This is a genomic window from Gelidibacter sp., assembly GCF_039916245.1.
GTDB lineage: Bacteria > Bacteroidota > Bacteroidia > Flavobacteriales > Flavobacteriaceae > Gelidibacter.
This window is the reverse complement of the sequence record NZ_JBDSLS010000132.1, coordinates 1-19,568: the sequence shown is the minus strand read 5'-3', so window position 1 is coordinate 19,568 and position 19,568 is coordinate 1. Positions and strand designations below refer to the sequence as shown.

At 37.7% G+C, this 19,568-nt stretch carries 18 protein-coding genes, 1 pseudogene and 1 riboswitch; of the genes and pseudogenes, 3 read left to right on the top strand and 16 right to left on the bottom strand.

Annotated features, from left to right (window positions below; genetic code table 11):
- The 3 genes from ABIQ28_RS06785 to ABIQ28_RS06775 all read right to left on the bottom strand — a co-directional run.
- On the bottom strand, window positions 1-475 hold a 475-nt coding region (locus ABIQ28_RS06785; protein ID WP_348036120.1), incomplete at its 3' end, for a RagB/SusD family nutrient uptake outer membrane protein.
- A gap of 11 nt (window positions 476-486) precedes the next feature.
- Window positions 487-3,738: a SusC/RagA family TonB-linked outer membrane protein gene (locus tag ABIQ28_RS06780; RefSeq protein WP_348036119.1), complete on the bottom strand. Its 3,252-nt coding sequence runs from the start codon at window positions 3,736-3,738 to the stop codon at window positions 487-489.
- Window positions 3,739-4,275: 537 nt separating this feature from the next.
- Window positions 4,276-4,989, bottom strand: coding sequence for an SDR family NAD(P)-dependent oxidoreductase (locus ABIQ28_RS06775; RefSeq protein ID WP_348036118.1), 714 nt, complete (start codon window positions 4,987-4,989; stop codon window positions 4,276-4,278).
- A gap of 179 nt (window positions 4,990-5,168) precedes the next feature.
- Window positions 5,169-5,233: riboswitch (Fluoride riboswitch) on the top strand.
- 37 nt (window positions 5,234-5,270) lie between these two features.
- Between ABIQ28_RS06775 and ABIQ28_RS06770 the strand changes: the two genes are divergently transcribed.
- A complete protein-coding gene (locus tag ABIQ28_RS06770) occupies window positions 5,271-6,605 on the top strand; it encodes a voltage-gated chloride channel family protein (RefSeq protein ID WP_348036117.1) in 1,335 nt (444 codons plus the stop codon).
- Window positions 6,606-6,836: 231 nt separating this feature from the next.
- Here the strand turns inward: ABIQ28_RS06770 and ABIQ28_RS06765 are convergent, their stop codons facing one another.
- The 3 genes from ABIQ28_RS06765 to ABIQ28_RS06755 all read right to left on the bottom strand — a co-directional run bounded on the left by ABIQ28_RS06765 (window position 6,837) and on the right by ABIQ28_RS06755 (window position 8,327).
- Window positions 6,837-7,235: a plastocyanin/azurin family copper-binding protein gene (locus ABIQ28_RS06765; protein WP_348036116.1), complete on the bottom strand. Its 399-nt coding sequence runs from the start codon at window positions 7,233-7,235 to the stop codon at window positions 6,837-6,839.
- Between the two features lie 3 nt (window positions 7,236-7,238).
- On the bottom strand, window positions 7,239-7,781 hold the full coding sequence (locus tag ABIQ28_RS06760) for a DUF4142 domain-containing protein (protein ID WP_348036115.1): 543 nt from the start codon (window positions 7,779-7,781) through the stop codon (window positions 7,239-7,241).
- 75 nt (window positions 7,782-7,856) lie between these two features.
- Window positions 7,857-8,327, bottom strand: a complete 471-nt coding sequence (locus ABIQ28_RS06755; protein ID WP_348036114.1) for a plastocyanin/azurin family copper-binding protein — start codon at window positions 8,325-8,327, stop codon at window positions 7,857-7,859.
- 1,105 nt (window positions 8,328-9,432) lie between these two features.
- Between ABIQ28_RS06755 and ABIQ28_RS06750 the strand changes: the two genes are divergently transcribed.
- Together ABIQ28_RS06750 and ABIQ28_RS06745 are read left to right on the top strand one after the other, a co-directional pair.
- Window positions 9,433-10,197, top strand: a complete 765-nt coding sequence (locus ABIQ28_RS06750) for an exodeoxyribonuclease III (RefSeq protein ID WP_348036113.1) — start codon at window positions 9,433-9,435, stop codon at window positions 10,195-10,197.
- A gap of 182 nt (window positions 10,198-10,379) precedes the next feature.
- Window positions 10,380-10,910 (top strand): type ISP restriction/modification enzyme, encoded by a 531-nt coding sequence (locus tag ABIQ28_RS06745; RefSeq protein ID WP_348036112.1) that lies wholly within the window; start codon window positions 10,380-10,382, stop codon window positions 10,908-10,910.
- A 268-nt stretch (window positions 10,911-11,178) separates the two neighbouring features.
- On the opposite strand, the gene ABIQ28_RS06740 is transcribed toward ABIQ28_RS06745, so the two are convergent.
- From ABIQ28_RS06740 to ABIQ28_RS06695, 10 genes and pseudogenes are all read right to left on the bottom strand, one after another.
- The gene (locus ABIQ28_RS06740) at window positions 11,179-11,505 is read right to left on the bottom strand and encodes a 2Fe-2S iron-sulfur cluster-binding protein (RefSeq protein ID WP_348036111.1); all 327 of its coding nucleotides are present in this window, start codon (window positions 11,503-11,505) and stop codon (window positions 11,179-11,181) included.
- 225 nt (window positions 11,506-11,730) lie between these two features.
- Entirely contained in the window at window positions 11,731-12,369 is a 639-nt protein-coding gene (locus tag ABIQ28_RS06735) for a carboxymuconolactone decarboxylase family protein (RefSeq protein ID WP_348036110.1), read from the bottom strand.
- 28 nt (window positions 12,370-12,397) lie between these two features.
- On the bottom strand, window positions 12,398-12,814 hold the full coding sequence (locus ABIQ28_RS06730) for an OsmC family protein (protein WP_348036109.1): 417 nt from the start codon (window positions 12,812-12,814) through the stop codon (window positions 12,398-12,400).
- Between the two features lie 76 nt (window positions 12,815-12,890).
- Window positions 12,891-13,235: a cupin domain-containing protein gene (locus tag ABIQ28_RS06725; protein WP_348036108.1), complete on the bottom strand. Its 345-nt coding sequence runs from the start codon at window positions 13,233-13,235 to the stop codon at window positions 12,891-12,893.
- A 586-nt stretch (window positions 13,236-13,821) separates the two neighbouring features.
- Entirely contained in the window at window positions 13,822-14,244 is a 423-nt protein-coding gene (locus tag ABIQ28_RS06720; protein WP_348036107.1) for a cytochrome C, read from the bottom strand.
- 4 nt (window positions 14,245-14,248) lie between these two features.
- Window positions 14,249-14,518, bottom strand: a complete 270-nt coding sequence (locus ABIQ28_RS06715) for a hypothetical protein (RefSeq protein WP_348036106.1) — start codon at window positions 14,516-14,518, stop codon at window positions 14,249-14,251.
- Between the two features lie 3 nt (window positions 14,519-14,521).
- Window positions 14,522-15,529, bottom strand: a complete 1,008-nt coding sequence (locus tag ABIQ28_RS06710; RefSeq protein WP_348036105.1) for a cbb3-type cytochrome c oxidase subunit II — start codon at window positions 15,527-15,529, stop codon at window positions 14,522-14,524.
- A 13-nt stretch (window positions 15,530-15,542) separates the two neighbouring features.
- The gene (locus ABIQ28_RS06705) at window positions 15,543-17,348 is read right to left on the bottom strand and encodes a cbb3-type cytochrome c oxidase subunit I (RefSeq protein ID WP_348036104.1); all 1,806 of its coding nucleotides are present in this window, start codon (window positions 17,346-17,348) and stop codon (window positions 15,543-15,545) included.
- A gap of 964 nt (window positions 17,349-18,312) precedes the next feature.
- Window positions 18,313-19,317, bottom strand: a complete 1,005-nt coding sequence (locus ABIQ28_RS06700; protein WP_348036103.1) for an ABC transporter ATP-binding protein — start codon at window positions 19,315-19,317, stop codon at window positions 18,313-18,315.
- A gap of 2 nt (window positions 19,318-19,319) precedes the next feature.
- A pseudogene (locus tag ABIQ28_RS06695) lies at window positions 19,320-19,568 on the bottom strand (iron ABC transporter permease); the annotation flags it as partial.

Genomic DNA, 19,568 nt, shown 5'->3' with positions numbered 1-19,568 from the left:
TTAATGGCTCTAAAATAATCGGCACACTTCCCCAAGTTTTCAGTAGGGTATAATAGTAAAAGGCTCTTAAGCCATAAGCCTGCCCCAATAAATGTTTTTTTTGAGATTCATTTACAAACGGCACACTTGGCACGTTCAATATAAAATCATTTACCTTATGTATGCCTGAATACAAACCTGCCCAACCACCAAAAGGTGCTGTTGCAACAGTAATATTAGATTCGATTAAGGCTTCATTATCTGGCGACTCAAAAGTTCGCCCACCCCATATATCACTTCTCATTTCACCTAATAGCCACAAGTTTCCTGCGGATGATCTTAGGCTTCCATATAACCCGGTATGTGCTGTTTTTGCACCTTCTTCGGTATCCCAAAAACCTTGCGCAGTCAATTCGCTTGGACTTTTTAAATCAAGTTCGTTTGAACACGCGCTTAAAGTCACTACCGTGATAAATAAATATATATACTTTTTCATCTTCTTAAAATTTAAAACGTTACGTTAAGACCTAGAGTAAATGTTCTTGGCATTGGGAAATTCCCATATTGAATACCACCAATTTCTGGGGTGTCACCTTTCATACTTTTAAAGTAATGCAAGTTAGAACCTGTGACATAAATACTCAATCTGTCAATAACACCATTAAAATATTCGGTTGGTAAGTTATAATTTAGAGTTACTTCACGTAATGCTAAATAGTCTCCTTTTTCCCAGAATTTTTCGTTTCCATAGTTTTGTAAATCGCTGGTACTTTCACCACCTCTCCAAACGTTTTTAGATCCGTTAACAAAAACAAAGCGCGGCCAATCGGCATCTGTATTAGTTGGAGTCCAAGAATCTCCGACGCTAGTAGGTAGCGCTTGATTACCTTGAGTTTGAGCATATCCTTTATTGTCCAAATGATTCCAGACTAAATGACCTGTAGCAAAATCTGTTTTTACAAATAAGCTAAAGTTTTTATATGCTACACTCGTTGTGAATCCTCCAACAAAATCTGGAGTGGTACGTCCAATAATTTTTCGGTCCAGACCATCAATAACACCATCGCCATTTTGATCTTTCCATTTCACATCACCTGCCCAACGTTTGTTACGGCTATTGACTGGCATATAATTATCTCTTATACCGTTATATGCATCAGCTTCAGCCTGTGTGGCATAAATACCGGCTTGCTCAAAAGCGACTACTAAATCATGACCAGAACGTTGACCTTCTTGAAAACCGCCAACCCATTCTTCTTTGCCGGTTTTTGAATTCCAAATAAGCGTACCGCCTTGTCTATTAAACTCATTATCATTTTCAGGAAGCTTTACCACATAGTTTTTATTAGAGCTAAAAGTAGCCCCGAAATTCCAAGTCAAATCTTCAGTCCTAATAATATCAGCATTGAATTGCATCTCAAAACCTTTGTTTCTAATGGTTCCGTTGTTAGTTAATATACTGCTAAACCCGGTATAATAAGGCAATGTCAGATTTGCCAATTTATCTTTAATGTCTCTTGAATACACATCAGTAATAATTGAAATTCGGTCATCAAAAAATGAGATATCTAAACCTGTATTAAATGTTGTTGATTTTTCCCAGACTAAATTTAAAGTAGGCAAGGATGTATTAGCATAACCGGTTTGACCGTTATATACACCTTGTGAACCATAAGCCCCATAAACACCATAATTACTCAAAACGTCTTGGTTACCATTAACACCATAACTTAATCTTGGTTTTAATCGTGTAATGATATTTTTGATGGTAGATTCTTTAAAGAATGCTTCGTTATGGACATTCCAACCCAAAGAAACTCCTGGGAAAAAGTCATATTTATTATTCCCTAACCTTGAAGACCCATCATATCTATAAGTAAAACCAAATAAGTAACGGTCATTATAATCATATAATACTCTTCCAAAAGTAGAAACTATTACATATTCCGTTTCAAAACTGTATGGAATACCATTGGCTTCTGCACCAGCATTAGTCGTTCCAATTAAATCGGTTGGAGAATTCCGTGTCCCAGCACGTGACTGAAAGAAGTTGTCTTTATAATATTCCCCACCAACCAATGCATTAAAATTATGATCTCCAAACTTTTTCATATAGTTCAAAGTTCCTGTCAACTGATTTCTTAAGGTTCTATCTAAGCTAAATCCTGCTAATCTCGTGGTATTTAATGGGCCAGTAGTACTACCATCTCTATAAGCTTTATTAAAACTTTCATCATGATTATTGACTGTAAAATGACTTCCATTTACAGTGAAAGTCAAATCTTTTGTAAGATCCCAATCAATACCAACTGATGCTGACAAGCGTTGTTCTAAATTATTTCTAACAAACTTATCTTGATAATATAATGGATTCCCGAAGCCATTGTTTTGACCAACCGCATACTGATTTGACCAAGAACCATCAAGATTACTGTCATAAGTTCTGGAAGTTGGTGCCTGACCTTGAAATCTACTAAACACCGTATCATCACTTCCTAATGGACTTCTATTTAAATTAGAATGCGAGTAGAGAACGTTTGAGTTGACTTTAAAATTATCAGTAATTTTATAAGTACCGCTAAACTTTCCTGAGTATCTATTAAATCCAGAACCTAAAATAAGACCTTCGTTATCCAAAGCTCCTAACCCTAAATAGTAAGTCCCTTTTTCATTACCTCCATCAAAGGATAAATAATGATCTTTGGACACACTATTTTGATAGATACGTTCGGAAATATCCGTAGCGTCGTAAAACAAAATTTCCTGACCTGGATTCACTACATCCGGGATGGACTTCCATCCTGGTGTATTCAATAAATAGCTATTGGCAGATGATAATCTTTGTGTCGTAAATGGATCATTTGTAGCATTATTACCCGTACCCATACTGTTTGCGCCATTTAAAAAAGCTACAAACGCATTAGGATCACCTACAACATTTCTATACCAAGCAATACCTTGTCTGTTATAATTGATATGGTCTTCAGCACCAAGATAGTGTTGATCGTTTCTTTCTTTATTAGTACTGAACTTATAGCGATAATTGATGGAAGAACGCCCAACCTTACCTGTTTTTGTGGTTACCAAAATAACACCATTAGCAGATCTTGCTCCGTAAATAGCCGTTGCAGCCGCATCTTTCAAGACCTCAATGGACTCGATATCATCGGCGTTCAAAGCATAGAAAGAACCTGGAATACCATCAATTAATATTAAAGGTGAACCTGTACCGCTAAAACCAGTGCCTCCACGCAAAATAATTTGTGGCGTAGAGCCAGGTTGACCAGTTGTGTTAGTCACTCGCAAGCCCGCAATTGTACCCTGTAATGCCGTGGCGACGTTAGATCTTGTGGATGTTTCTAGAATTTTAGTATCCAATTTCGAAACTGAAGTTGTCAATTGTGACCTACTTTGTTTACCATACACTGTGATGACAATTTCGTCCAACATGGCGGTATCTTCAGCTAAAGATATGTTTAATGTCTGCCCTGTAACTTTAGCTTCGCTGGCTTTATAACCCACAAAACTGAACACAAGCATGTCTCCAGCCTTCGCTTTGATGGTATAATTTCCATCAAAATCGGTAACCGCACCAGTGCTAGTGCCTTTAACAATAACGGTGGCTCCGGCCAATGGCAATTGATCTCCCGATGAAATCACTGTACCTGTTACGCTCATATCCTGACCAAAACTTAAGGCTGGTAAGGCAAAAAGCAAAATAAATATCAAATACATGATATTGAAGTCTTTGTTTCTCATATTAAACTGTTTGAATTAATTAAAATTGAATTAACATTAATAAAGGCATTATGTAATACATAATGCAATGTACATATTAAAACGAACTCTACAAGAGTTTTTTTATGAAAATATTAACAGAGAAACATCTTTTTTAAGAATTGTGCTATCATTGCTGAATAGTTGTAGATATGTCGTGGTAATTCCGTTAAATATTTTGAATTAAGAAACCGGATATTTATGTAGAATAGGGTCAATTATAGGATTTCAAAACATAAAATCGATTGAGATTATTACGTTTTAAATTTCAGATGAGCTGCTCAGATGTCGTTTTTGAGCATTTCAACATCTGGAATGTTAAGCGGAATGGCGTTTTGACACTGCAAATCACTATGCTACTCCAAAAGAACCGAAACTCTACGACAGACTCAACATCTGCCCGATCGCATAGAGAAACAACCCATGCACCTGTCAGGCCTGGATTTTATCAATACATTCAGATTAAAAATGAATAGTCCCGAGCTTTAGCTGGGATATGGAAGTGTAGTAGTTTATCTCCTATTCAGGACTCTTCGGATTTAAAGGTCTAATGGTAATATCACTAATAAGCATATTGTCTGGTGTCTGCAAGATATACACCAAGGTGTTGGCCAAATCTTTTGGTTGTAGCATATTATGATGTGAGGCGATTCCTGAACTTTCAAAAAAATGAGTATCAATGGAACCTGGATTAAAACACGTGACTTTGATATTAAAAAAGCGAAGTTCTTTGAACAAAGCATCACTAAATCCTTGAATTCCAAATTTTGTAGCACAATATGCTGCAGATTCCGCCCTACCTGTACTTCCTAAAATAGAGCCGATATTTATAATATGGGATCCTTCTTCCTTTTTCTTCATTAGGCCAACCACTTGTGAGGTCATAAAATACAAGCCGTTTAAGTTGGTATTGATCATCGTCAACCATTCTTCAGAAGGCATTTCATCTATTTTACCAAAGGAACCAGTTCCCGCATTATTAATGAGAATTTCGGGACTATGGCTTTCTGAAAAGGTTTCGTTAATCCAGCTTTTTACAGTTTCATGATTTGAAATATCCAAAGGAACTGACACAAAGTGATCGCCCAATTTATCTTTTAAGGATTGCAGTGCTTTTACGTTTCGCGCAACCCCATATACTTTTGCGCCACTATGAATCAATGCTTCCGAAATGGCAGCACCAAGCCCGCTACTTGCACCGGTTACTATGGCTGTTTTATTTAGAATGTTCATGATTTTGAGTTTTATTTATTAATTATATCTGATAGAATTAATAGCTCGTCATTATGCGACTTTGATTGTTTTCTGCAGAAATATCATAAATAGACGCACAATTACCTTAGAATAGTTTTCAAAGTAGAATTTTTTTTCCAAGTTACTATAAAACCTTTTTTTTTATTTTATCTTTGCTTTTCAAATTCGGCAATGAGGTCTGCCTTGAACCGTTCCGCTTGGAACTGATGACATCTACTTTTAATGGCTTACGCTACCGTAGAATCATTATTTAAGGCAATATGGACAAAAATAAAATTAAGAGTTTTTTATTCTCATTCGAACAAATACCCACTTTATTATATCTTTTAAAATGGACTCTCATCTGCTTGGTCTTAGGAGTCATCGTTGGAGGTGTTTCTGCTTTTTTCTTACTGAGTTTAGAATGGGCTACAAACTACAGAGAATCACATTTATGGATTATCGCCTTATTGCCTGTTGGAGGATTTATCATCGGATTATCCTATCACTTATTTGGAAGTAGTGTTGTAAAAGGCAATAACTTATTGCTTGAAGAGCTTCATTCTCCGAAGAAAATAATTCCATTTAGAATGGCGCCACTCGTTTTGTTTGGAACCATTGTAACCCATTTATTTGGCGGTTCGGCAGGTCGTGAAGGAACAGCAGTACAGATTGGCGGCGCGATTGCGGATCGATTTACAAAAATTCTCAACCTATCCAAACGCGATCGGCAAATTGTATTGATTGCAGGTATTAGCGCAGGTTTTGCCTCTGTTTTTGGCACGACCTTGGCTGGCGGAATTTTCGCATTGGAAGTTCTGATTCTAGGTCGGATACGATTGGACGCCATAATCCCAAGTTTTATGGCCGCAGTTTTTGCCAATTATTTTTGTGAAATATGGGGTGTTTCACATACCCAATATACTATTAGTACTGTTGCAGAAATGACGCCCATAAATTTGTTATGGTCTTTATTGGCCGGAATTATTTTTGGTCTGGTGGCCATGCTCTTTTCAAAATCGACTCATTTTTGGAGCAATCTTTTTAATAAGCATATTAAATATCCACCACTCCGTCCTGTCATTGGAGGAACCCTATTGGCAATTGCCATCTATTTTATGGGTACGACCAAATATATTGGTCTTGGAATACCTACAATAGTGGATGCTTTTAACATTGATCTTAATTCTTACGATTTCATCTTAAAGCTTTTATTCACATCCTTTACCCTCGGCGCTGGTTTTAAAGGAGGTGAAGTAACACCTTTATTTTTTATTGGTGCTGCTTTAGGAAATGTACTCATCTGGTTTATTCCTTTGCCAATGGGTTTACTTGCCGGAATGGGATTTGTAGCCGTTTTTGCAGGAGCTACCAATACACCTCTCGCCTGTACTGTAATGGGTATTGAACTTTTCGGAATAGAATCAGGAGTTTTTATTGCCTTGGCTTGTTCTACAGCTTATCTATTTTCAGGTCATACCGGCGTTTATTCTTCTCAAATTATTGGCAGTCCAAAGCATAGTTTATTTATTCGAGAGAAAGGTCTTCATCTTTCTGAAATTAAAAATAAAAGAACAAAAACAGAACAAAAAAACGGAGAACTTGATGACGATTAGGATCTATTTTGAATAGCTCAAAAAATCAATAAGCCATCCTTTTTTAAAACAAATGTACGCTTCCGACGTTTCAACGGAACTTATGAAACGGGCCAATGATTTTGGTTTTCATCAGGTGCCTCCTCGCTTAACACTTTTCCATTGATTCAATAAAAAAACGACCCTCCAGATTTTCAGTCTGAAATGGTCGTTTTTGAAAAACATTAGTAAAACATACGTAACCCTTTCTCGTTAGGGGTCAACGATTATCTTTCCTTTCATTGTGGGATGGATACTGCAATAATATTCAAAGGTATTGCTGATGCTCTTTTCCCAAGAACTGCTCAAGGCCAAAGTGCCTGAAGTCCATCTATTTTTAGGAAAATCCGTAATGTTGTGAGGCACGAGATCTTTGTTTATCCATACGACAGTATCTCCTTTGTGCACGTGCAACTCGGCTGGATCAAACACCATTCCTTTTATAATCACGATATGCTTGGTATTTGTGACTAGGGTTGGATTAATGGCAGTGAAACTCCTTAATGGCCATAGTGCATCTGTCTTTTGACTTTCAACAAAAGAACGGTTTACAAAAAACAGCAAACCGATTCCACATAACACTAAAACGCTCCACAGCTTACCTGTTGTCATGTCCTACATTTTATGGTTGGCTTGAGCGTTTTTTGCCATATGCAAGTGATGCTCTAATATTGGCAAAACACTCTGCAACAAATCTTTTAACTCTGCATTTTGAGTTTGCGGGATCAGGACATTTTTAACGGTGGAGATCACTGCTTCGTGATAGCTCACTTCATTATCAATATAAGCTTTGTCAAATGCTTTCCCTTCCTTACTGTCTAAAGTCATTTTTGTTTTTTTGGCATCATCCATCAAACTTTTGGAAACGGCATTATCTTTTGGGGTAACACCTAATTTTTTTGCCAATGCCACTGCTTGATTAATAACAGAGGTGTGGTCGTCAATCATGGTTTGTGCAAATTTTCGAATTTCCGCTTCTTTTGATTTTTTTAGAGCGATTTTCCCATAATCCACATCAATCTGATTGGCGGTTACAGCCACCGATGCAATTTCGGCATCGGTAAGCGTGGGAGTGGTTTTATTCTGCGCCATAGTCGGCATTGAAAATAGGGCAGCCACAAATAGTAGCATCATTGTGTTAATTTTAAATGTTTTCATGTTTTTGTTTTTTATTAATTAGTATTACTGAAATATTATGGTCCACTAAAATCTAGATGATTTTTTAAACCTTGCTTATTTTACTGTAAGTATTCCCTTCATACCGGCTCCAAAATGTCCTGGAAACGTACAGATGTACATGTATTTTCCAGGTTTTTTAGGTGCATTAAAAGTTACTTCTACCGTTTTTCCGCCAGCGGCCATACCTGTATGAGCAATAATCTGGTCTTTCAGTTTTGGATCAATATAACCGTTGTCGGCATGTTTCATTCCCGCCTTGTCAAAAGCCTCTGCATCAGTTGATTCCTTCAACAACACGAAATTGTGTGACATCGCAGCCGCAGGAAATTTGCTCTCATTAGATAATTTGACGGTAATTTTTTGCCCAGGTGTGGCTTGGATACTTTCAACTGAAAACTTAAGTTGATCCGTCCCTGTAATTGCAACGACTTTAGCAGTCTGTGCAAGTGCGTTTGCTGAAATAAATAAAAAGAAAATGGTCATCCATGTGAATGCATTTTTTGAATAATTTGTCAACTTTTTCATGATTTAAGTATTTTATAAATTGATTTCCGGATCGACCTCCATAATGACAACTACTTAAAAAGTTTTTTTAGAATTCTAAGCGTAAATTCCTTTTTCGACCAGAAGATAAAGAGATTCCAGTCTTCAGCACAGGATCGCTTTAGAATATTTGCGACGCGTCTATGCCATAATCTACCACGAAAAGAACTGTCTTGGTAAATTAATCTTGAATAAATCAATAGTAACAAAAGGGGCAGGTTTTGTTTTACGTTACCAGATAAAACCAGTGTATGGTTTATTTGTCTTTAAAAAAGATGTAAATCCAACCTAAAGATAATTAATAGTTTTCAAATCGGAGGAGTTTATCGGATTTAAAATTAAGAATTACATAACATTTAACACAAGTGCAACCTAACGAAATAAAAACATACTTCATTAGAATTCAACACATTAAAAACATAAGAGCATCATCGATAAACTCTCGATGCAATAGTTCGATTTCACCTACAATTCCATACCTGCGTTCCTTGCGCTGAACTTTGCGTCCCTTGCGGTTAAATCAATTAAACACAAAGACACAAAGGTTTTCGCAAAGGTCGCAACGGAAATAAAAACTTAAAAATACTTTTAATCTACTTTACAAAAACCATCTCAAATTAAACGACGCATTCCATACTTCAACATCCTGCCCGTACTAAAAAGGTACGTTCGGGCGGGTCGTTATTCAGAATTCGACATTAAAAGCTCTCATGTTCTGAAGATAACGATAAATAATTTCTAAGCGGATTCAATTTCCCGCCTCCGCAAAAGCTTAGAATGGGCTGGCTGCTTCAACTTCAATCTCCTTGCGTTCCTTGCGCATAACTTTGCGTCCATTGCGGTTAGATCAATTAAACGCAAAGACACAAAGGTTTTCGCAAAGGTCGCAACGGAAATAAAAACTTAAAAATACTTTTAATCAACTTCCTAAAAAACACTATTGCGTAATAAACGACACATTCAAGACTTCAACATTCAATACTTCAACATTCGATATTCGATATTTGTTATTCATTATTAAACTTCTTACAACACTTATTCTTTAATAAGTTCCAATTCAATTATCTTTAGTGTTAAAAATTAAGAGATGCATATTATTTCATGGAATGTCAATGGCATTCGCGCCGTTGTTCAGAAAGATTTTTTCGACACCATTATAAAACTAAATCCCGATGTGCTTTGCCTTCAGGAAACCAAAGCGCAGGTTGATGAAACAGCAAACGCTTTAAAACCGTTAGAGGGTTATCACAAGCATTATAATTCCGCAGTACAAAAAGGATATTCCAGCACTGCAGTGTTGAGTAAAACCGAACCGATTTCCTTTACTAACGATATTGGAATTGCCGAGCACGACAATGAAGGAAGGGTGCAATGTACCGAATTTGAGGACTTTTTTCTGGTCAATGTCTATGTTCCAAATTCGGGTCAAAAACTGGAGCGATTGGGCTATCGTCAACAATGGGACGCGGACTTCTTAGCTTATCTCACAAATCTTGAAAAAATCAAACCTGTGATTGCCTGTGGTGACTTTAACGTGGCACACCGTGCCATAGATCTTAAAAATGACAAAGCAAACTACAACAAAACAGCGGGCTATACTCAAATTGAAATAGACGGGATGGATAATTTTCTGAAAGATCAATTTGTCGATTCTTTTAGACTTTTACATCCTGATACAGTTGCCTACACCTATTGGAGTTACCGTTTCAAGGCACGAGAGCGCAATACGGGCTGGAGAATTGATTACTTTTTGATCAGTAAAGTTTTAGTGGATAAAATAAAAGCCGTTACTATTTATTCAGATGTTATGGGGTCGGACCATTGCCCAATTGGACTTGAGATTGATTTGTAATCTAAACTTTACAATAATATTTAGACACTGATCTGACCGTCCGTTTAGGCGGGCTTCACGGAGTTACACGGATAAATTAGTTAGGCTCATTGAGATTTGTGACCTAATTACACGAATCAAAAAACTTGAGGTATTTTAAAAAACCTAGTAAATATTCGTGTCTAAAAAACAGATGGCATGAAATGGAAAATGAGAATCAATCAGCGCAGAATACAGTAACTTTTTCAGTTACAAAGGACGCTCTTTACCCAAATTTTAAAATAGGAAATTCGATACCCAAAGATTCTACTGCCGATCAAACCGCTCTAAATACATCCGAAAGTAGCGCAGGCATCGACCTCGAGGCAATCAAAAAAATTGAAGAAAAACTGAAGCTAACCTTTCTATCTGAAAAAGATGCAGAAAACCATGTCTGCATGGCTAACAACCCCGAAGTGCGTGACGAGTTTAAGGACATTTTTGACATTAAAGATCTGCTGGATTTTAGTTATGCCGTATTACATTCACCCAGCTATCTCGAAAAATACAAGGAGGTATCAAAAATGGATTGCTTTCAAATCCCCTATCCCAATGATTCTTACCATTTCTGGAAATTAGTAAATCTTGGTACAAAATTGAGGGATTTGAATCTGAGGGAAGCGCCTTCAGATGAAACGCATAACCACGAAGCTGTTGAAATTTTAAAAAGAATTGCGGAGATTAAAGTCGAATAGAATTTCTAAAAAACTAAAAAATATAAGACACGAACCTGCCCGACTGCGTCATTCAGGCGGGTTTCACGAATACTCACTAATTTTTAAAAATCCTTTAGATTTTTAATTGGTGTCAATTAGTGAAATTAGTGTCTAAAAAAATACAAGCGAGTTTAAATAGGTTATCCTTAAATCAATATTACGATGAAAACACAAAACAGCACTTCTCTAAAAATCAGGTGTAAATTATTTGCTATCAATTTCATGAATGCAACAGTACGCACGACCATTACGTCCGTGGCATTATTCTGAAAACCAAGTTGTGCAACTCAGCGCTCACTGGTATCTGACATGCTAAGCGACTGTTTACTGTAACAGCCTCGCTTTTTGAAAGCGTCTCTTTTTCATCCGCTTCCATCTTTTCAGAAATACTGCCTTCAAGAATTTGAATGTCACAAGTGCCACACCATGCCCGACCCTTGCAGTCGCCAACATCTTCCATATACTTATCAAAGAGCAGGTCCATTAAATTATGATATTCGTTGAGCTTGAATGCTGCGCTGCATTCTTCATCGAACTCATTGATATAAGTAAAACTGTAACTTTCAGATGCCATAAATTGTATGCTATAAATATTCAGAGTGCCTCAACCGGAATCACTTTAAGGCTGTAAAAACACTTCCGTTTAAGATGTTAAAGTTAAACTAAGTCGTCCAATGAAATCAGGTATTATCCTGAGCATTTTGGTTAAAAAACCCCAACCTTCAGCACATAAGTAGGTCGCGCTGCGGATTGGGAATAAGTAGGTATTGTCTTTTTTTCTTTAAATAACAGGTGTTATTTACAACTTATCCATCTCTTCCATCGCAATGGAGGCGTGGGCATAAGCCGCACCGGCACGCATTTCTGCAGCCACCCAAATGGCTTCCATCATTTGTTCTTTACTGGCACCTTTTCGACTTGCTGTTATTGTATGTCCCTTAATGCAATTGGCACATTGAGTCACATGCGAAACTCCCAAAGCGATCAATTGTTTTGTTTTTTCATCCAGAGCTCCTGCCTTAAATACAGTATTACTAAAAGTTCGCCAAGTTTCAACGATATGCGGCGCCAAATCTGCCTTTTTCTTAGCCATTTCTGGGGTAGACGTTGGATATAACTTTTCTTCCATATTACCTTCCATAGCATCAACAGCAATGGCTGCATGCGTATAAGCGCCACTTGCCCGTCCAGCAGCAGCCACCCAAATGGCCTCCATAATCTCCTCCTTGCTAGCGCCTTTACGCATTGCTTGTGGAGTATGAGCTCTTATACAATACGGACATTGAGTTACGTGTGCAACGGCGACCGCAATAAGTTGTTTTGTTTTTTCATCCAAAGCGCCTTCTTGAAATACCGTTTTACTGAAAGTGCGCCAGGCTTCAATTTGTTGAGGAGCTAAATATGCTTTTTTGCGAGCTAAATCTTGTGCGCTGTTCATATTTACAATTTTTAGACAGTGGTTAAAACTATAGAAGTTGGGCGTCCATGGTAATTTTTAAGCTCAAGGCTTTACTAACTGGACAGTTATCCTTGGCGGCGTTGGCACATTCCATGAACTTATCTTGTGTAATGTTTGGTATTTTTGCTTTGAGCGTCAAATGAGATCCGGTAAGTTCCAGCTTATCGACATCCATATTTACTGCTGAAGACACCTCAAGAGCATCTGGAGTGTAGCCTTCCTTTCCAAGAATCATGCTTAACGCCATCGCAAAACACCCGGCATGAGCTGCTGCGAGCAATTCGTCTGGATTAGTGGCTTTGCCTTCTCCAAATCGAGAATTGAAACAATATTCTGAATTGTTCAAAACCTTACTTTGGGTGGTAATTTTTCCTTCGCCTTCTTTTAATGAGCCGTTCCACACGACATGAGCTGTACGTTTCATAATTTGATGTTTTAGATGTTGTGTTTTATGTTTCAGTTATGGACGAGAAGTTTAGTAGTGAGGTCTGATTTTTGTATCAAGAATTTTTCGCAACATCTTCCACACGTTTAGCACTATCGCCTTTATTTAAACTTAACCGGACGATACTGTCTTTTACAGCAGTCAAATCGTGAGGCACATCACCTTCCAACGACACCAAATCACCTCTATTTAATGTATGAATCTCTCCGTTGACTCCGAAATCAATACAGCCTTCAAAAATTTCGACCACAATAGCGAAAGGCGTTTTATGTTCTTTCATAACTTGGCCTTTCTTAAAAGCGATGCGAATTTCCTTGCCGTTCTCAGTTTCTAATAATACTTGAATGGTTGGACGGGTCTCGTGGTATTCAATGTTGTTGGTTAATGATGCTGTTTTCATGTAGCGTACTATTTTTTATTGTTATTAAAATTATTTATTTTCATTCCCACGAAGGTGGGAATCTTATAGTTTAAGTTCTTTTCAAAATTAAGGGATAAAAGTTTTATACATGTTGGTTTTGTATAACCTGTAATTTTTGAATAAAATTCAATAAAAGCAACCGCTCTTTCCCTAAAATTATAGTGCAAAACTAAACATAATTTTAATTAGGACAAAACTATCCGAATTAAAATTTTGTTATATAAATATCATTTATTGTTTTAAAGCTACCGAAATACGATTATGTGTTTTCCTACATTAACGTTTGCTAAAGAGAATATGGCGTCCCTCTGGGACTCTGATCATTCTTTAATTTTATAATCTATTAATATTTCGCCCCTCTGGGGCTGTGCTTTCCTCAATGACGTTAACCGGATTTGGCTCAAATTCATTGTGAATTTAAGAACCATTTTTTCGCGAAACTTCGTATCTCTTTTGTGCAACTTTGCGTTATAACTTTTTTAAGATACCAAGAACATTCGTATTTCAAAATACAAATCTTTAAGGCTTTACGAGTCCTCCAAGTTGAGAATTTCGTTCTCCCTATCTACACAAAAGATTTATAAAGGTCCATATTCCAATACATAATAAGATAGAATAGACCAAAAGCAATAAATATAATCACTAAAGCCCAAACCCAAGCAGGGACGGCCTTTGGTGTTTCAGAACCTCGAATTACAAAAAAATCGGAGGTTTCACTGCCATAAGCGTTGATGGTAATCGGAATTTGAGCATCAACCGTTTCATTATCTTTTAAGCCCACCACCGCTATTTCAGGTCCGTTGCGCACAATAAATGGTATTTCACGAACGCCTTCGATATTATTTGAGGATTTTGCCACAATTTTCAACGTGTGTTTCCCGTCGGGAATCTTGGTGGTATCCAAGACGATCTTAACCGGTGGCGCAAAGGATGCAAATGGCTGTGGGCTATCATCCAAAAAAACTTTTATGATTCTATTATCTTCCATAATTTTAAAATCCTTCGTTTCTAACAATATTCTTGATATGGTCGGGGTTGTTCTCCTTAGGTCTTATTAAATATTTAAGACTGTAGAAAAGCGTAAAACCAACAATAATAACAGCGCCCCAAATAATAAAATAGTCGAGGTTTCCCGATGGTCCTTGGCCATGGGTAATATTTTCAAATCCTTTCGGTTGATTTTTCTTGCAGAGATCGCAAGCGAAGGTCATATATGGACCCCAAAAAAATAACCACGCCCCTAATAAAGCTCTTTTTTTCATCTCTTATTTATTTAGTTCCATCTCCACATATTGTCGAATTTTAGCCACATCCTCTACAGTCACAGCTGGTGCAGCATTACCCCAGCTACTGCGTTCATGGGTCAGAATAGCTGCAATTTCAGCATCATTAAGTTGGTCGCCAAATGGTGGCATGACGCCATAATCGGGACGCGCATTGTAACCTTGTATGATGATCCTGATCAGTTTTTCTGAATTGGCATCATTTACAATGGCACTTCCCACCAATGGCGGAAAAGCACCCACAACGCCCTTACCGGTTTCCTGATGGCATGCTGCACACACTTGTGAAAACAGTTTGCCACCATCCAATGCTTGGCCACCACCCTCGGTGCGTTCGGCCTGAATTTTTTTCAGCGCAGGGATAAAAGCATCTACGCTACCACCAGGCAATTCCGTTTGTTTCAGATATTTTAAATAATCTACCAAACGAAGGGCATCATTGGAGGCTACTATTTTTCGACCAGGTTTATTAAATAATTCCTTCGGAACGGCGACAACCTTATCACCCTTATTTACGGCTGAACTATCCACTTCTCTAAACAACCAAGGATAAGAGGGCATCACAGAGGCTGAAACGACCGCTCTTGGATTGTACAAATGGAGCAAATGCCAATCTTCGCTGGGTTGACGCACTCCAATATTGGTCAAATCCGGCCCGGTACGTTCACTTCCCAAAAGAGAGGGCGATTGTCGCCAAACGTCCATTCGCTGTTTGCTATAAAAATAATCTGAAGGAATGGATGGCCTGCTCCCCCATACTTTGTCCATTTCGATATTACGAACCTGTTGCGTGTGGCAAGCCATACAGTTTTCAGACACATACACATGAAGGCCTACGCGTTCATTGGCGGTCAATGGTTTTTCATCGGGAATGGGCTCCGTTTTTTGCATCTGAAAAGCTGGAAGGATAGCGATAAGAATACTCAAAGCAATAAATACACCACCTGCTGTAAGTACCAAATTTTTATGTTCTTTGTGAAAATTAAGCATGTTATAGGTATTATTAAACGGTTATTTCTTCTACTTTTTTCGATTTCAATGACGGACTCATCTTATCGTATCCTTTTACCATATAATAAAAATTATAGGCAAACACCAAGTGGGAGGTAAACATCAGCGAACCCCCAATGGCACGCCACACCCAATACGGACGCATCAATATGACCGATTCGATAAAGGGATTACTGTCAATCCAACTTAAACCTTTGTAGGTACCACCTGCCATGAGCGACATCATATAGGCAAAAAGTCCTATAAAGGCCAACCAAAAATGAGCACCTACCAATACCTGTGAAGGTTCCCTTCCGGTCAATTTTGGTACAATTGCATAAATGGAAGCCCACAGGAAGAACGCGACAATACCATACATGGTCATATGCGAGTGGGCCACGTTAAAATCAGTAAAGTGCCAGACAAAATTGGTAAATCGAAAAGCCTGCACACTGCCTTGCATGGAACCCACAAAATAGAATACGGTGCCCACCAAAAAAAACGGGAGCACATAACTTTTTGTAATGTGATTCCAACTTCCTTTCATGGTCATTAAAAAGTTGGTAGTCCCAGCCACAACCGGAATGGCCATTCCGGCACTAAACACAATAGCTATAGTTTGCAACCACCATGGCAACGGACTAAAGACAAAGTGATGCGTGCCAATCATGGTATAGAACAACATCTGTGTCCAAAATGCCAAAACTCCTAAGGAATAGGAATAAATAGGTTTATTCAGTGATGAAGGCAGATAGTAGTACACCAAGCCGAGGGTAAAAGTCATAAACCACATCCCAACACCTTGGTGCATATAATAACCTTGTATGACGGTTTCTCCCAAGCCATCTTGATAAAACGGCAAATAGCCAATGATGGCCAATACAATGGTCCAAATTAGAGACGCCAGAATAAACCAGTTCGATATATATATTTCTGAAATTTTACGGGTGGCAACGGTTTTATAGAAATTCCAGAACGTGATAATCAAGCCAATGGCGAAAAGTAACATGACCGGCCAGATGTACTCTCTATATTCTCCACCGCCATTATTGATGCCTGCCATCAAACATATACTACCCAATAGGACGGTTGCATTGATAAGCGCCCATCCTATCCATGCCCAGCTATAATTGTAGATTTTGGTGTTTGAAGTGCGTGCAATGACAAAATACCCCAGGCCAATCATCGCTAAGGATGACCATCCCCAGAACACCATATTGGTATGCACAGGCCGCAAACGACCAAAACTAAACCATGGTTGATGGTCCATTTCGGGCCAAACAAACTTCATTCCTAAATACTGTCCAATCAAGGTGCCTAACACCAACCACAATGTCGCCGCTCCAATATAATAAATGACAATTTTCTTTAACTCTTGAGGTGTTTCGAGACTGAGCGATGTTTTTTTCTTTTCAGCAAAAAATGCATTGCTTGGATTTCTTACCACGCGTTGCAACAAACCTTTTTCATCAATCGCTTCGTTTTCTCCCGATAATTCGTCCCCTTGTAACTTGTATTTTAAAGCTGCTTTTCGCTTTTCTAAGATACTATCGATGCCCGCTTCGTCCAAGGCCACAATCTCATCATCAAATGCGATTTGATTTTTACTGAGCTGCCGACGCTTTAAAGTATCGATATAACCATTTATTTTAATGAATAAAATAATGATCGCGATGATCAGTACAATGGCTATTAAGATGAAAGTCCCAATAATCCCAGGGCTGGTAAGCCAATTATCTGTCGTGATTTTCTCTTGGGCACTTAAAATATTTGGGAGGGCCATTAGAAACAACAAGATTACTATCTTATATTTTCTCATAAAGTTTAATTTATTCCGTTTTAATATTTATTGTTCAAATATTCTTGGCTTCTAAAAATATTCAACCAACATTCCAGTTTTATCGAATAAAAACAGGCTCATTGAGTTGAGAATATTTCCTTTAGTTCATACCAAATGCCCAAAAATCACTCGCATAGTTTACAAGTAAATTGGCAATACGGTAATTAAATTCTAACACACATCCCTTTTAAGCGGAGTAGTCATTGATGGCGAAAACACTAGTAATTAATACAAGCGTATCAATTATTTGAAATGCTTTCGAACCCTTCAGAGGACTCTTGATTGGATGTTAACACACAACTTTCAGTCAGTTGATAAAGTGTTTTCGCAGTAAAAGCAATAAATGAATTGACTTTTTTTTGCAATTTCCTTAAGATTTAAACTTGTTCTTTACTCTGATTTAGGTAAAGAAACACATGCTTTACGGTTCCATTCGCAAGATTTTAAAAAGCATAAACCTGACTTCGTACTACAAATATAAGCTCTGAATCTATATCAGACTAATTTATCCGATATTAAATATAAAAAACAATTGAAAAACCATGCTCAATTTAGAGCGCCACTACATTTGCCATTCGGAACCTACTGACATTGTCCGTTTTTCACATAAATACTTGATATTGAAGATCATAAAACAAAAGTATTTAATTAAAATTCTGAAATCCAAAAAGAAAATAACAATTACGAATAGCATAAAGATATAAAATAAGAAATAGAATGAGTAGAAGACGTAAAAAAAATCAGACCGAAATTTCAGAAATCGTATTTGAAAATTCAATCGTTAATGAGTTGAACAAAAAATATTCTTTGGCGCTTCAAAGAAATTCGTGGCCTCGAATTCCCATCTAAAACAAAAAAGCCTCCCTAAAAAGAGAAGCTTAATTTTTATCAGATGGATATTACAATGCGTCGTAGAAATCCTCATATTTTGCAGCACAGGTTATTATTCCTGATCAAACTCTAAGATGTCCTTCGAGTTAAATCCAATATGGATGGTATCTGCAATATTTTTATCTTGGGTCATTACAGTCAACTGCTCGCCAGACTCCAGCTTTAATAGTAATTGAACGGAATCTCCCAGTTCAATCTTTTTAATGACCTCAGCGGTTGTGATGTATTCACAGTCAAAATCCTCAGCAGTAGGATTCACTCTAATCTTTTCGTTCCGAATAGCGTGACAACAAGTTTCCTTCAACGGACACTTAAAAGCATTCTGTAAGTTCTTATTGATGCGCACAGTGCTTCCAAATAAGGAAGCGACATATAAGGTATTGGGATTTACATAGAGATTTGCCGCCGCATCTTTTTGAACGACCTTACCATTTTGCAAGATTAAAATTTCATCGGCGACTGAAAGCGCATCCTGAGTGTCGTGGGTAACGAACAAGACCGTGACTTTCGTCTTTCTGATAATATCAAATACCTCATTTCGCAATTGCGTCCGCAACATCGCATCAAGGTTACTAAAAGGCTCGTCTAAAATCAATAACGAAGGTTCGGGCGCTAAAGCTCGTGCTAATGCCACCCGTTGCTGCTGTCCTCCCGAAAGTTGGTGTGGATAGCGCGATCCCATATCGTGCAAACCAACCAAATCAAGCATTTCCTGTGCTCTTTTTTTCTTGTTCTTTACTTTTGAAATCCCATACAACACATTATCCAAAACCGATAAGTGTGGAAAAAGAGCATATTCTTGAAAAACCAATCCGATCTTTCTTTTTTCAGGCTGCACAAATTTCCCTAAGGATGCCATCACTTTTCCACCCATTAAAATAGTGCCATGATCGGGCCTTTCGAGCCCGGCAATTAAGCGCACCAAAGTTGTTTTTCCACTTCCACTCTCTCCTACAATGGCACAAACATGTCCTGCCTTCAAATTGAAAGTCACATCTTCTAAGGCGTAGTTTTTGCCCTTATCAAAACTTTTGGAAAGAGAATCTATTGTTAACATGGTTATTTTTTAATCAATAATTTATTTAAAAATATCACCGGAAGCATGGCGGTAAAGATAATGAAAAGAGACGGGATGGCTGCTTCCATGACCATCTCGTCACTTGCGTATTCGAAGGCTTTCACGGCTAACGTATCAATGTGATAGGGTTTCAAAATGAGGGTTAATGGCAATTCTTTCATCACATCAATAAAAACCAAAATCACGGCACTGAATACGCCTGTTTTAATGAGTGGAAATTCAATCTTAAA